The organism is Brevefilum fermentans (genome assembly GCF_900184705.1).
GTDB lineage: Bacteria > Chloroflexota > Anaerolineae > Anaerolineales > Anaerolineaceae > Brevifilum > Brevifilum fermentans.
This window is the reverse complement of the sequence record NZ_LT859958.1, coordinates 625592-639946: the sequence shown is the minus strand read 5'-3', so window position 1 is coordinate 639946 and position 14355 is coordinate 625592. Positions and strand designations below refer to the sequence as shown.

At 53.4% G+C, this 14355-nt stretch carries 13 protein-coding genes and 1 tRNA gene; 8 read left to right on the top strand and 6 right to left on the bottom strand.

The features are described from left to right. Nucleotides 1-152: 152 nt before the first annotated feature. The gene (locus CFX1CAM_RS02920) at nt 153-1694 is read left to right on the top strand and encodes a sensor histidine kinase (protein WP_087861579.1); all 1542 of its coding nucleotides are present in this window, start codon (nt 153-155) and stop codon (nt 1692-1694) included. 116 nt (nt 1695-1810) lie between these two features. Next, nucleotides 1811-3745 carry an ABC transporter ATP-binding protein gene (locus CFX1CAM_RS02915; protein WP_087861578.1) on the top strand — a complete coding sequence of 645 codons (1935 nt, stop codon included), beginning with the start codon at nt 1811-1813 and terminating at the stop codon, nt 3743-3745. A gap of 67 nt (nt 3746-3812) precedes the next feature. Here CFX1CAM_RS02915 and CFX1CAM_RS02910 read toward each other — a convergent pair whose 3' ends face one another. Both CFX1CAM_RS02910 and CFX1CAM_RS02905 read right to left on the bottom strand, forming a co-directional pair. Then, complete coding sequence (locus CFX1CAM_RS02910) at nt 3813-4223, bottom strand: META domain-containing protein (RefSeq protein ID WP_157891659.1); 411 nt, start codon at nt 4221-4223, stop codon at nt 3813-3815. A 26-nt stretch (nt 4224-4249) separates the two neighbouring features. Then, complete coding sequence (locus CFX1CAM_RS02905) at nt 4250-5101, bottom strand: GNAT family N-acetyltransferase (RefSeq protein WP_087861576.1); 852 nt, start codon at nt 5099-5101, stop codon at nt 4250-4252. Nucleotides 5102-5215: 114 nt separating this feature from the next. Between CFX1CAM_RS02905 and CFX1CAM_RS02900 the strand changes: the two genes are divergently transcribed. From CFX1CAM_RS02900 to CFX1CAM_RS02890, 3 genes are all read left to right on the top strand, one after another. After that, nucleotides 5216-6628, top strand: coding sequence for a Gfo/Idh/MocA family protein (locus CFX1CAM_RS02900; protein WP_087861575.1), 1413 nt, complete (start codon nt 5216-5218; stop codon nt 6626-6628). Nucleotides 6629-7018: 390 nt separating this feature from the next. Continuing rightward, nucleotides 7019-7438, top strand: coding sequence for a Fur family transcriptional regulator (locus CFX1CAM_RS02895; RefSeq protein ID WP_087861574.1), 420 nt, complete (start codon nt 7019-7021; stop codon nt 7436-7438). Nucleotides 7439-7451: 13 nt separating this feature from the next. Then, nucleotides 7452-8915, top strand: coding sequence for a catalase (locus tag CFX1CAM_RS02890; RefSeq protein ID WP_087861573.1), 1464 nt, complete (start codon nt 7452-7454; stop codon nt 8913-8915). 442 nt (nt 8916-9357) lie between these two features. Here CFX1CAM_RS02890 and CFX1CAM_RS02885 read toward each other — a convergent pair. Next, a tRNA-Phe gene (locus CFX1CAM_RS02885) sits at nt 9358-9430 on the bottom strand. Between the two features lie 85 nt (nt 9431-9515). Beyond that, a complete protein-coding gene (locus CFX1CAM_RS02880; protein ID WP_087861572.1) occupies nt 9516-10055 on the bottom strand; it encodes an isochorismatase family protein in 540 nt (179 codons plus the stop codon). A 102-nt stretch (nt 10056-10157) separates the two neighbouring features. Here CFX1CAM_RS02880 and CFX1CAM_RS11285 point away from each other — a divergent pair, with 102 nt between their 5' ends. Continuing rightward, nucleotides 10158-10340, top strand: coding sequence for a hypothetical protein (locus tag CFX1CAM_RS11285; RefSeq protein WP_157891658.1), 183 nt, complete (start codon nt 10158-10160; stop codon nt 10338-10340). Here the strand turns inward: CFX1CAM_RS11285 and CFX1CAM_RS02875 are convergent. After that, entirely contained in the window at nt 10306-11130 is an 825-nt protein-coding gene (locus tag CFX1CAM_RS02875) for a DUF362 domain-containing protein (RefSeq protein ID WP_087861571.1), read from the bottom strand. The genes CFX1CAM_RS11285 and CFX1CAM_RS02875 overlap by 35 nt on opposite strands. Before the next feature lie 199 nt (nt 11131-11329). Between CFX1CAM_RS02875 and CFX1CAM_RS02865 the strand changes: the two genes are divergently transcribed. Together CFX1CAM_RS02865 and CFX1CAM_RS02860 are read left to right on the top strand one after the other, a co-directional pair. Next, a complete protein-coding gene (locus tag CFX1CAM_RS02865; RefSeq protein ID WP_157891657.1) occupies nt 11330-12586 on the top strand; it encodes a polysaccharide deacetylase family protein in 1257 nt (418 codons plus the stop codon). A 67-nt stretch (nt 12587-12653) separates the two neighbouring features. Then, the gene (locus tag CFX1CAM_RS02860) at nt 12654-13448 is read left to right on the top strand and encodes a YdcF family protein (RefSeq protein WP_087861568.1); all 795 of its coding nucleotides are present in this window, start codon (nt 12654-12656) and stop codon (nt 13446-13448) included. Between the two features lie 2 nt (nt 13449-13450). On the opposite strand, the gene CFX1CAM_RS02855 is transcribed toward CFX1CAM_RS02860, so the two are convergent. Further along, complete coding sequence (locus CFX1CAM_RS02855) at nt 13451-14296, bottom strand: DegV family protein (RefSeq protein WP_087861567.1); 846 nt, start codon at nt 14294-14296, stop codon at nt 13451-13453. Between the last annotated feature and the right edge of the window lie 59 nt (nt 14297-14355).

The window sequence follows — 14355 nt, the reverse complement described above, 5'->3', positions numbered from 1 at the left end:
CATCGCCATTCAAGATACAGACGCTGATAACAGGGGTAATGTTCCAAAATCGGGTTGTGAGCCTTGCTTTCCAATAATGATATTATACCAAATTCCACACCAGCCCTTCAGCCCTTCCTTACATTCCTGTAAATCTGCGATAAAATTAACCCATGTTACCCGATATCCGAGTGCGCCAGCGCGATTACCTGCTGGAAATCTCCCGCGCGTTGACCGAGGAACTTGATCTCGATAAGCTCCTGGGTCGCATCCTTAAATATTCCATCGAAATGCTGGCGGGCCATGCTGGATTTATCGCCCTCAATGACCCGCAGGGTCGTTGGTATTTAGCCGTTGCCGATGGACTGCCGGAAGCGATCCAACGTTACCTTAATTCCTGGCTGGAAAAAATATCACCCACCCCGTCGCTGACCGACAACCAGCTTTCTGAACTCAACCACCTGCTGCAGCAGATCAGCATGGGCACCCTGTCCGCAGTCGGTTTGCCGTTATTTGCCCAGCGCGCAGTGATCGGTTTCATCTATATCTTTCGCAATTACCAGGGTACATTTTCCACCAACGATCGCTCGCTGCTCTCCAGTTTTGCCAATCAAGCTGCCATCGCGGTACGCAATGCACGGCTTTACACCGAAATCAACCGGGAAAAGCAGCACACAGACGCCATACTTGATTCGGCCGCCGATGGGATCCTGATCCTGCGCCCCGACCGCACCATCGAACGCACCAACGCTGCCTTTGCCCGTCTGTACGGCCGTTCACAGGAAGAACTGCAATCTCTGAACCATGAAGATGTGATCCGCTGGACAAAATTACCCAATGGTATTACTCTCGAAAAAGCCGAAGCGGGTGGGTGGCCACTCTCACCACGGGCTCACCTGTACGTGGAAGGCGATCTCGAACGCCCTAACGGTCAACCACCCCTGCCGGTAGGGATCACCTACGCTCCCTTAATCTCCACAGACAGCACATTGATCAGCACCATCGTCACGGTGCGTGATATCACCCGCTTCAGGCAGGCTGATGAACTGAAAAGTGAGTTTATCTCCATCATCAGCCACGAACTTAAAACACCCGTCGCCTTAATCAAAGGCTATGTCAGCACCCTGCGGCGCGACGATGTGCAATGGGATCGCGCGATCATGGAGAGCAGCCTGCAGGTCATCGAAGAAGAAGCGGACCGCCTGACCGATTTGATCGAAAATCTGCTGGAAGCCAACCGCCTGCAGATGAACGGCGTGCAGCTTAAAAAAGCCGATGTGAATTTCTACCAGCTTGTGGATCGTTTAGCCAAGCGCTTCCAGGTACAGTCCGCTGCGCATCAAATCATCATTGACATTCCCAAAGACTTCCCCATCATCATGGCCGACGAAACCCGCATCGAACAGGTGCTCAGTAACCTGATCTCTAATGCGATCAAGTACGCCCCCAGCGGTGAAATCCGCATCAGCGGACAAACCCTGCCCGACCAGGTGGTGATCTGCGTGATCGATGCCGGTCCGGGCATTGCCACCGGTGACCTGCCCCATATCTTTGATCGCTTTTACCGGGCGCAAGATACCAGCCGGAAAACCCAGGGCGCCGGGTTGGGGCTGTACCTGGCACGTGCCACCATCGAGGCTCACGGCGGTCGCATGTGGGCGGATGCAAAAACCGATACCGGTGCACGGGTTTGCTTTTCCCTGCCCCGGGACTGATTGACCCACTCCCGTTCTTACAGGAACAAAGCCAAGCACACATTGATTAACCCGGCACAGTCCGGGAAAGGATTAAACCCGAACGAACACATTGAAAGGAATCACCGACCGTGGCAATGCGAAGAAGGAATTGGCGTAGTTATATCAATGCTTCCGATGAGAAGCCCCATCTCTCATGGGCGCAAATTCGGCGGGTCTTACACTATGGCAAACCCTATACCTGGCGGATGATCGCGAGCTTGCTCTCGATTTTGGCAACCACGGGGGTGGCGTTGCTCTCCCCCCTGATCCTCAGGTATTTGATTGATAGCGCCATCCCCAATAAAGATCTTAAACACCTCTTTTTGTCGGCAATTGGCTTGCTGCTTTTGCCGATCGTCAGCGGGTTATTCCAGGTGATCACCCGGCGCCTGGTGTCACAGATCGGCGAGGGGGTGATCTTCGACCTGCGGGTGTCTTTGTATAAGCATCTTCAGCACATGTCACTGCGCTTTTTCACCCACACCCAGTTAGGAGAGCTGATCAGCCGTTTGAACAACGATGTCATCGGGGCGCAAACCGCCATCAGCCGCACCCTGGTCACCCTCATCACCAGTTTCATCGAGGTGGTCACCACCCTGGTGGTCATGCTGATACTGGAATGGCGCCTGACCTTGCTGGGAATTATCATCATCCCCCTGTTCATTATCACGGCTCGTAAGCTGGGGCGGGTTTTTAGAAACATTGCCCGGCGGCAGATGGAAATGAACGCTCGCATGAACGCCAACATGAACGAGACCCTCAACATCGGCGGGGCGCTGCTGGTCAAGCTCTTCGGTCAGCGCGAGGCTGAGGTCGAACGCTTCAGCAATCGCGCCCACGAAGTCAAAACCCTGGGGATCAAGCGAGCCACCATGGCGATTGTCTTCACCGTCATCGTGCACCTGCTGACTGCCGTGGGCAGCGCCCTGGTCTACGGCGTGGGCGGCTACCTGGTTATCCTTGAAATGTTCACCCTCGGCACCATCGTTGCCTTTGGTGATTACCTCTCGCGCCTGTATAACTCCTTTCAGGGTTTCATCAACGCACCGGTCGAATTTGCCACCTCCATGGTCAGCTTTGAACGGGTTTTCGAGGTGATTGACCTTCCCATCGATATCGAAGAGCGCCCGGATGCCATCCCTCTCGAAGCACCCCGGGGCAAGCTCGAATTTGATCGGGTTAACTTTAAATACGTCGATTCAAATCATGGTCTTCTTAAGGACGTCGACCGACCTTATTCTGTTGAACAAGTGGGCGGCATCCTTTCCGATCAAGCCCCCCAGTCCAGTGATCCATCTCTGCCAGGCACAAGCCAGGCGCGTGAGATGGCACTGAAAGATATTTCCTTTGTCGCCAACCCCGGTGACCTGGTCGCCCTGGTCGGTCCCAGCGGTGCCGGCAAGACCACCCTCACCTACCTGATCCCGCGGCTGTACGATCCCACCGAGGGCGCCATCCGCCTGGATGGGCACGACCTGCGCGATTTGCGCCTTGACGACCTGGCGGATTCCATTGGCATGGTCACCCAGGAAACCTACCTGTTCCACGACACCATCCGGGCTAACCTGCTATATGCCAATCCTGATGCCAGCAGTGAAGACCTGGTCAACGCAGCCCAGGCAGCCAATATCCACCATTTTATTATGGACCTGCCCGAAGGATATAACACCATCGTGGGCGAGCGCGGCTATCGCCTGAGTGGCGGTGAAAAGCAACGCCTGGCGCTGGCGCGTGTGCTGCTGAAAGACCCCCGCATCATGATCCTCGATGAGGCCACCAGCCACCTCGATAGCGAATCCGAGGCGCTGATCCAGGAGGCTCTGGAACGCATGTATGCCAACCGCACCAGCATCGTCATCGCCCACCGCCTGAGTACGATCCTTTCAGCCGACCTGATCCTGGTGATGGACAAAGGCGAGGTGATCGAACGCGGCACCCATCAGGACCTGCTCGCCCTGGGCGGACTTTATGCACAGCTATACGAAACGCAATTTAAGCAAAAGCCGCAGGGTGGGTTGGGGAATGATTAATAAAACAGGGGAATCACACAGAGGCTGTCTTCTCCGTGTGATTACCCCGGTGTTCCACGAATTAATCTTATTTTTGCGGGGCAAAAGCCAGGATCACCTGTCCGTCGGTGTCCAGGAGTTGCAGGTTGCCATTCTCGATCTTGAACCCAACGACCTCCTGCAGTGCATTGATGTAAGCGGTTTCCTGGTCCATGGCACCTTCACAATACATCTCGGTGTTAAAGAGTTGATCAAAGGTCAGTTTTCCTTTGTCCAGCGTGTAATTACCGCCGAATATATTGCACGACGCGTTGCCGCCAATTCCCTCTTCATCGAAGATCAGGGTCGGAGTTGTGCCCTCTAATATGGGCTGTCCATGGATTTCAACCAGTGACCAGGATGTGCCCTTCAGTTCAATGTCTCCTTTATGGGTGCTGCAGGCTGCCAGGGTAAGGGTCAGCGCCAGGGTTAGAACTATCAGCATATTTTTAGTTTTCATTGTGTTTCTCCTTTGATTTTTTTTGTTCATACACTATTGACGCTCATAGTCTCCGTTTTGTTCCCCTTGTCCTTACCCTTTTTGGGTGAACACGCCCTAATTTTGTGAAAACCATCCTTCGCCTGACCCTCACTGGCCGGGTTTTGATAATAGATATAATCATAACAGCGCGCAAACCCCAGTTTCTGATAAAACGCCAGTGCAGGATCATTATCCCCTTCCACCTGCAGGTACCCGTAGGTGGCGCCGTGCTCGAGCCCCCAATCGGTCAGCGCAGACATGATCATACCGGCACACCCCTTCCTCCGCCAATCCTTATCGGTATAAATGCTGAAGAATCCGAGCAAAGCACCCTCAACGACCCCCATCCCACAGGCGACCGGCTGACCGTTGACAAACAAACCCAGCAATCGCATCTCGGGCACAATACATTGCAAAATCGTCCTGTGCGCCTGCAAGTCCTCATCAGATACGCTGATAAAATGCGCCCGCATCTGGAACCAATCCTCATGGGACATTTCCAGGATGGTCACATCCGCGTCAGGTCCACGCCCTTTTTCCAACCGGCGTCCCAGCACGAGCGTCGGGTCAAAAGACGTGTAGCCCGAGGCGGTTAATGCATCGGTGAGCGGTGAGTCGGCAACAGGTTCAGGCACGCGAAACAGGCACGGCAGTCCCAGGCGGGCATAGACCCGCTCGCAGGTTTTGATCTTTTCATCCAACGGCAGCCTGGACGCATACAGCGGGTTGACCGAATTAACGCGCTTGGAATGACCGCCCGTAAAACGCAGCACCCATCCGTCGTACAGCATCTGCAGGGGCGCTGGCCAGGCGTTCAACGCCGCTTCTTCGATTTTAAGAAGTTCAACGTCTTCCATCTCAGGAAACCTTTGATTATTATTTTATCATGCTCTCAAAGGTTAAATAATCAAACGTTTCACCGGCGGGTGATGTTATAATCCACTTGCGACATAGCGAACAAGGAGCCCCCCATGAGTAAACCGATTAGCATCCTTCTCTTCGGCGCCGGTAATCGCGGCGCAGATGCCTATGGGCCTTACGCACTGAGACATCCCGACCAGGTCCAATTTACAGCCGTAGCCGAGCCCGATCCTGGACGCCGGGCGCGCTTTGCTGCTGCTCACCACATCCCGCCTGAGCGCCAGTTTACCGGCTGGGAAGAAGCGCTACAGGTCGGGAAAATTGCCGATGCGGTTCTCAACGCCACCCAGGACGAAGACCACCATAATTCGACCGTCAGTGCCCTGGATGCAGGCTATAACATGCTGCTGGAAAAGCCCATGGCGACCAGCCTGGGTGAGACGGTCCACATCGTCCGCACGGCCCGGGAGACCGGTCGCCTCCTGATGGTGTGCCACGTGCTGCGCTACACCGATTTCTTCCAGAAGGTGAAAGCCATTTTCGATTCCGGCTGTTTGGGGCAGATTGTGCACATCGCCCACAGCGAGAATGTCGCTTACTACCACATGGCGCATAGTTTTGTGCGCGGCAACTGGCGCAACATTATCGACAGCGCCCCCATGATCCTGGCCAAGTGCTGCCATGACCTGGACCTGCTGTACTGGTTCACGGGTGAAAAAGCCACCTGGCTCAGTTCGGCTGGAGACCTGCGCCACTTTAAATCTGAGTGTGCGCCTCATGGTGCGCCCGATCGCTGCACGGACGGTTGCCTCGTTTCAGAAAGCTGCCCATTCTTTGCGCCCCGCATCTATTTAGAAAACTACCCGATAAAAGTTGCCGTAACCGAGGCGAAAAACCCCATTCTGAGGACCATCGGTTTGCTGGCAATTTCCCACCCACGGTTGGCGGATGCGCTGGGCGCGATCATCCCGCCGATACGCACATTGACCCGTTACAGTGGTTGGCCGCGCAACACCATCACCCCCGAACCAACCAGCGATGAGGCAGTTCTGCACGCCCTGCAAACCGGCCCCTATGGGCGCTGTGTATACCACTGTGACAACAACGTTGTCGATCACCAGGTTGTCAACCTGATCTATCCCAGCGGGATCACCGCCACCCTGACCATGCACGGGCACTCCCACGAAGAGGGGCGCACCCTGCGCGTGGATGGCTCCCAAGCCACGCTGCTGGGCAAGTTCACCTATAGCCAAGCCTGGCTGGAAATTCACCCCCACGGGCCCGGTGAGACCCAGCGCTTCTCCTTCCCTACTACCGTCGACAGTGCTTCGGGTCATGGCGGCGGTGATACAGGCATCATGCGCGCCTTTGTACAGGCGCTGCGCGGCCAGAGCCCGCCGTTAACCAGCGCCCATGACGCCCTGGAAAGTCACCTGCTGGGCTTCGCGGCAGAAGCCTCTCGTTTGGGCGAAGTCGCAGTCGATCTGCGCAGTTTTCGTGCAGATACATTGAAAGATGCCTGAAAACCTTTATATTATTAAAAATTAGCGCTCATCAGCCCAACCTCCGTGTCTACCCAACCCAAAGTAGGGGCAGACCTTCGCGCAGCACTCTTCGAGCCGTGTCTGCCCAACCTCCGTGTCTGCCCAACCTTCGTGTCCGCCCCACCTCCGTGCCCGCCCAACCCAAAGTAGGGGCAGACCTTCGCGCAGCACTCTTCGAGCCGTGTCTGCCTAACCTCCGTATCTGCCCAACCCAATGTTGCTCAGGGCAACGACCTCACAAAACGATTATTAAAAACCATTTATTTTTCAAAACTCTCATGAAAACTCTTGACTTTTCTCAAATTTAGAACTATTATAAACTTATAATTCCTCTAATAATTGAATCATTCTAAGGTAACTTTGTCTGAAATGTCATCGAATCTAAAACAAAGACTTAATCGCAGGGGGATTCGCCCCACCATTCAGCGCATTAAAGTCCTGGAATACCTCTTTCATTCCCAAACCCATCCTACAGTAGATGAAATTTTCACGGATCTGAGCCAGGAAATCCCCACAATTTCAAAAGCGACCATTTACAACACCCTGCACCGGTTTATTGACGCTGGAATTGTACGGAAAATTCCCAGTGATACCGATGCTCAACACTACGAAATTGTGATTAAAGACCACGGACACTTTAAATGCCTTGCCTGCGGGAAAATCTTTGATTTCGCCATCGATTATGATCATCTGGAGGTTGATGGATTAGAAGGATTTATTATCGAGAAAAAAGATGTTTGCTATTCAGGGATTTGTCCTGGTTGTCAATTAAATTCACTACAAAATTAAGAAGAGGAACATTATGGAAGAAAAAAAGAAAAAATTAACGACAGCTGCCGGCGCACCTGTTCCAGAAAATGACAATGCAATGACCGCAGGTCCACGCGGACCCATGCTGTTACAGGATGTCTGGTACATGGAAAAGTTGGCACATTTTGACCGTGAAGTGATCCCCGAGAGGCGCATGCACGCAAAGGGCTCCGGCGCCTTCGGCACCTTTACTGTCACCAATGACATCACCCAATACACCCGGGCGGCGATCTTCTCCAAGGTCGGCAAGCAGACCGAGTGTTTTGTGCGCTTCTCTACCGTGGCAGGTGAGCGCGGCGCTGCTGATGCAGAGCGCGATATTCGCGGGTTTGCTATGAAGTTTTACACCGAAGAAGGCAACTGGGACCTGGTGGGAAACAACACGCCGGTCTTTTTCCTGCGTGATCCGCATAAATTCCCGGATTTAAACCGCGCGGTCAAACGCGATCCTGAGACCAACCTGCGCTCAGCTGAAAACAACTGGGACTTTTGGACCAGCTTGCCGGAAGCGCTGCACCAGATCACCATCACCATGAGTGATCGCGGAATCCCCCTTTCCTACCGCCATATGCACGGCTTTGGCAGTCACACCTTCAGCATGATCAACGCCAACAAAGAGCGGGTTTGGGTGAAATTTCACCTCCACACCCAGCAGGGCATCAAGAACCTGACCGATCAAGAGGCTGCAGAGCTGGTCGGTTGTGACCGTGAGAGCCACCAGCGCGATCTGTTTAACAGCATTGCACAGGGCGACTTTCCCCGCTGGACAATGTACATCCAGGTCATGACGGAAGAACAGGCGAAGAAAATGCCTTATAACCCCTTCGACCTGACCAAAGTCTGGTATCAGAGCGAATTTCCCCTGATCGAGGTCGGTGTGTTGGAGTTAAATCGCAATCCTGAGAATTACTACCAGGATGTGGAACAAGCCGCTTTCAACCCGGCAGCGGTCGTCCCCGGTATCGGCTTTTCGCCTGACAAGATGCTGCAGGGCCGGTTGTTTGCCTATGGGGATGCGCAGCGCTATCGCCTGGGTGTCAACCACCACCAGATCCCGGTTAACAGCCCTAAAAATGCCAACGCCCACCCCTCTCACCGCGACGGTCAGATGCGCGTGGACGGCAATGCTGGCGCCACCCTCGGTTATTCCCCCAACAGCTTTGGCGAGTGGAATGCACAGCCCGAATTTAAAGAGCCCCCATTGGAATTGAGCGGCGCTGCTGACAACTGGGACTTTCGTGCTGATGATGACGACTATTACACCCAGCCCGGCAAGCTCTTCCGCCTGATGACCCCCGAACAACAACAGGTGCTGTTTGAGAATACCGCCCGCAACATGGGCGATTGCTCTGAATTCATCAAAATCCGCCACATCAGCAATTGCCTGAAGGCTGACCCCGCCTACGGCAAAGGCGTGGCTGACGCCCTGGGCATTTCACTGGACAAGGTGAAATAAGCACTGTCACTCCCTGGCAGAAACGAACCCGAAAGGCATCTGCTCCCGCAATAACGGGAGCAGATTTTTAATTTATGCATCAGTACATAGGACAAAATAGCCAGGTCAAGATCGTTGATTTTGCTTTGCAGCCGCACTAAAGACGGGGCAAACACATTTCGCAGTTGACCTTCCGGCAACTGGCTGCTCGCACATCACCATACAACGCACGATAACCACTCTGGATACTTATTCAACCTGGTTGGAAGAAACACACCTTTGAAGGGTTGAGTTTAACATCGATTTTTCACAAATTTCTCGTCAAGTGAAGTCAAAAAATCTCCATGATTTGATTATTCCCTCACCCGTTTTGTACCGATTCTGAGCGGGTTGATTTCAATCGCCTTCCTCACCAAAAAAAAGAGGCTGCCCTTCAACGGGACAACCTCCTGTAAACACAAGGTGCCGAGTCACAGAATCGAACTGTGGACACCGCAATTTTCAGTCGCGTGCTCTACCAACTGAGCTAACTCGGCTTGTAACGCTTCCTTGTCTGAGCGTGAAAATGATTTTAACCTTGTCTCCGATGATTGTCAAGCAAAATCAGCAATCCACACCAAATTATTTAATCAATGTGGAAATCGTCTTGAATTGCGGATGGGTCGACGTGCGGATCAACTCAAACAGCGCGATTTCCACACTGCTCACCGTCGCACCGGCATCATGCAGGCGCGCCAGCGCCACTTGTTGGTTCTCCGCCGTGCGCGAAAACACAGCGTCGCTGATGGCGTGCACCTGGTAACCCGCATCCAGCAGATCTAACCCGGTTTGCAATACGCAAACATGCGCTTCAATACCCGTCAACAGCACCTGGTTGCGCCCGCTTTGACGTAAAGCCAGCAGGAAATCAGGTTCTCGCAGGGCGCTGAATACCGCTTTGGAAATCACCTTTACATCGCCCAACACCTCGACCAGTTCTGGCGGCATGGGACCCAGTTTTTCAGGCACCTGTAAGGTGGGTAAAATTGGCACTCCCAGCGCCTGGCAGCCTTTGATTAACCGCAGAGCATTGGGTACAACCAGCTCTCGCCGGAGAACAATCTCTGCCAGCCGCTCTTGGAAATCAACCAGGACCAGCACGGATTCTTCAGTGTTCAACATATGACCTCCATTTTAATTTCGGACTATCGAATTATACCGCGCTCAGGTCACGCGTACGGCTTAACATGTGGAGATGTGACTGGGACGATAATTGATGGTGATTTGAGAAACAGACAAACAGCCTTCCACACCGACCGCGTGCTGTATCAATCCAGCGTGGTGATGGAAGACCTGCCGGATAACCATATCCACCTAATGGTCACCTCCCTGTCCTGTAACACCCAAAAAGAAGGGGCGTACTGGGCCCGTTTTACCCTACGTCAACTGCTTCTGACAGACGCCTGATGGCGTTTTCAATATAATCACTGCTTTCAATCACCACTCGAATTGCGCCCTGTGGACAGGCTTCCACACAATTGCTGCACCCTCGGCAATCATCGCTGATCCGGGCGCGCCCGTTTTCGATGGTGATTGCATTCACAAAGCACACGCCATCTGCGCACACCCCACACCCGACGCAGTCATCGGTGACCTCAACGACAACTCCCGGCATACGTTCGATTTTTTGTTGTAGCTTGGGCGCCAGGTATGGTAAAAAACGGAACAAGCAACAACACGGGCAGCAATTACAGATGGTCATCAACTTGGTATAGGGCCTAACGCCCATCCAGACCGCGTCGATCTTGTCCCGACCGATCAGGTGCACCAGTCCGGCCTCGCGAGTGCGTTCAAGATGCGCCAGTGCGGTTTCTTTATCCACCAGGCGACCCAGTTTCGGGTTTATTCCCAGAACCGCCTCACCCAGGAAGATGCATCCCAGATTGGGATCGTAATCCTGGCAATTGGCTGCCTCACGGCAGATGCAAGAATTCATCAAGAAGATATATTTCGATTCATTAATGAAGTGTTCTACCACTTCAGAAGGGGCAACGATATTTCTCTGAGTATCAATCGCTTCATTGATGATCACCCGGTCCTTGGGCAAATAGAACAAAGCGTCCCCACTGCGATGACCGTTAAACAGGGCGCGTTCCATCACCCGGCCGATCAGGGGCCATTTGGTCATCTCCGCGCCAAAATACCGCAGACCAAAACTCTTCTTCAATAAATTTACAAACCATATCGGTGTGGCCATACGTACTCCTCGATGATCGGTCGCCACTCCTTGCGACCCGGCTTATAGCGTATAACAACCCGTTAATTCTACGCTTTCTTATGGATTAAGCGCACGATGGTCAATTATAACGGATATTTCGCCAATTGCTACTCAAAATGGCCTCAACCGAATCGGCGAGAATGATCATTCCCTGGATCCATTTTTTAATTGAATTCAGATGATTAAAAAGCAAAGTAAAATCAATAGTGTGCGTCGGACGTTGCCAGTTTGCTTCTTGCTGCTTGTATTGATCCTGTCGGGGTGTCATATGCCCACCCACGCGCCGGAACATATCCCAACCCTTCCCATTGTGGAAGTGCCTGGTAGCAACCCCGCAATGCCCGTACCCACGCTGCCTGCCTTCACCCCTACCCCCACAACTCCGCCAGAACGCATCCAGCTCACCGCCACGGTATGGGAAAGTTTGCCCCGCGCGCCCGTTTTGATGTATCACCGCTTTGACCCACGCGCAGGCGCGTTTTCATCGCGCTATGTAACCAGCCTGACCGATTTTGACCAGCACCTGTACGCCCTGCACGAGGCGGGCTTTTCCCTGGTTTCGCTTGATTCCTGGCTGCGGGGTGTGATCCACCTGCAGGAAGGTCGGCGACCTTTGATCATCACCATTGACGATCTGTTTTATGCTGATCAAATCTCACTGGACGATGCGGGTAACCCCGCCCTCTATTCGGGTCTCGGTCGCTTGTGGTCCTTTTCCCAAGAGTATCCAGATTTCAATTTCGCAGCAGCCCTGTTTTTCAACCTGGGCGATAAAGGCTATTTAAACGACTATACAAATGGCGTTTTCAGCATTAAAGAAGGCTGGCGCGAAGCACGCGCCCGGGCGATCGCCTGGTGCATCGAAAACGGCGCTACGCCGATGAACCATTTATATGAACACCCTTTTCTAAACCGGATCTCCCCGTCTGAAATTCAATATCAACTGGAGGAAAACGACCGGGCTCTGCGCCAGGCTCTGACATCCATCAACAGGGAAGACCTGATCCCCGGTTTACCCAATGTCATCGCACTGCCATATGTGGTTTGGCCCGAAACCGATGCAGGCAAACAGGTACTTTATAATTACACCAACCCCGAAGGCGCTCCGGTCGCAGCCATTATCGAGGGCGACTATGATGGTGGCACACGGCTGGCCCAGGCGCCCTTTGCCGATGATTATTCCCGCTGGCATATTCCACGCATCACGGCCTCATCCAGCGCAATTGAAGGCATCATCAGCAGAAAAGATGACATACCAGCCGCAAAAGCCTGCGATTTGGGAGAAGTATGGCTCAACCCGCATCTGCTGCCAGAAGCCATCTCAACCGCAATCCTCGCCCGGGTTATGGAAGGCTCCTGCCCCGATGGTTATTATATTGTGCACCAATGGGTGTTTTTCGTCCAGGAAAATGAGGTGATCCAGTTTTCGCCGTAATTTAATCGAAGTAAAAAGCTCCCGGCTGTTTTTTAAGCAGCCCTCTTCAAGTCAAGGAAGGTTGTCCATGTTCGTTTACCTTAGCAAATTGCTCCCGCTCTTCATCTTCCCCCTGGGTTTAGCCTCGTTGTTCATCATCCTGGCGCTGATCGTCAATAAACGGAAACGTTTACAGCGCGGGTTAATGATCGTCTCGTTGATCATCCTGTGGCTGGCAGGCAATCGCTGGGTCAGCTATGGTCTGGCGCGTTCACTGGAATGGCGCAACCTGCCCTTGCAGAACATCCCCGCTGCAGATGCGATCGTTCTGCTGGGCGGCGGAACTGAACCAGGTGATCCACCGCGATCCATGGTTGAGGTGAATTCCGCCGGCGACCGGGTGCTGTATGCAGCCTATCTCTACCAGCAGGGCGCTGCGCCGGTAATCCTGGTGAGCGGCGGAAATCTGGGGTACGTTTCAGCCAGGAATTCCACTCCAGCCGAGGATATGACCGAGTTGCTGATCTTGATGGGCGTACCGGAAAGCGCCATCTGGCAGCAACCCGATTCTCAGAACACCTACGAGGATGCTCTGTACTCCTCCAAAATCCTGGCTGAAAACAAGATCACCGAGGTCATCCTTGTCACCTCGGCACAACACATGCCGCGCTCAAAAGCGCTTTTTGAAAAACAGGGGATCACAGTCATCCCGGCTCCAGCGGACTTTACCGTCACCGAGCACAATTGGCATGCTACGTTTAAACCCAACCTGGGCGAATTCGTAATTTACATTTTTCCCAGCGCCAGCGCGCTGAGCCTGACAACCAACGTGATTAAAGAATACCTGGGAATGCTCATTTACAGCCTGCGCGGCTGGATCTAACCTCATTCCATCTGGTAAGCGATGCTGACAGTCCCGGGTCCGGTATGCGCCCCAATGACCGGGCTGACGAAGGTGGTGACGGTCTCAATCGGATTAAAACGTTCAACCGCCTGGACCAACAGCGCCTGGGCTTCTTCTTCTGCCGCGGCATGAAAAGCCGCGATGCGTACGCCCTCGCTGCCCGCGATATCCCGTTCCACCAGGTCCAGCATCCGGGCTAACGCCTTTTTTCGCGAGCGCACGGATTCCACCAGCTCAATTTTTCCATCCTTGAGTTCCATGATCGGTTTGAGATCCAGCGCAGAACCCAGCAAACGTTTGGCTGTATTGATGCGACCGCCCATATGGAGGTATTTGAGGTCGTCAACCATGAAATAGACCCCGATTTTGGAATACACTGCCTCTGCCAGCGCCTGGCATTCCTCCAGACTGGCGCCCGCTTGCGCAGCTCGGGCCACCTTCATCACCATAAATCCCAGTGGCATCGCCACCAGATGGGAATCAACGACCGTTATCGGGGCACCAGGAAAAGCATCGCGAGCCTGCAGAGCAGAATCGACTGTGCCTGAAATCCCGCTCGAAATCAGCATCGCCAGGACGGCGTAGTCCTCGTCCAACAGGCGTGAAAACAGGCTGGTAAACTCACCCACCGACGGCTGGCTGGTAGTGGGGAGGACGTTTGCCTCAGCCAGGCGCGCGTAAAATTCCTCCGAGCGAATATCAACCCCATCCCGGTACACATCCTCGCCCCACAGCAGGGTCAGGGGAATGACGTGAATACCCAATTCATCAACCAAATATTCTGGCAAATAAGCGGTACTATCCGTGATAATTGCAACCTTTTTCATCAATACTCCTTTATAAATTAAAATCAAAAAATAATATCACCAAACGATGAATGTGTCAA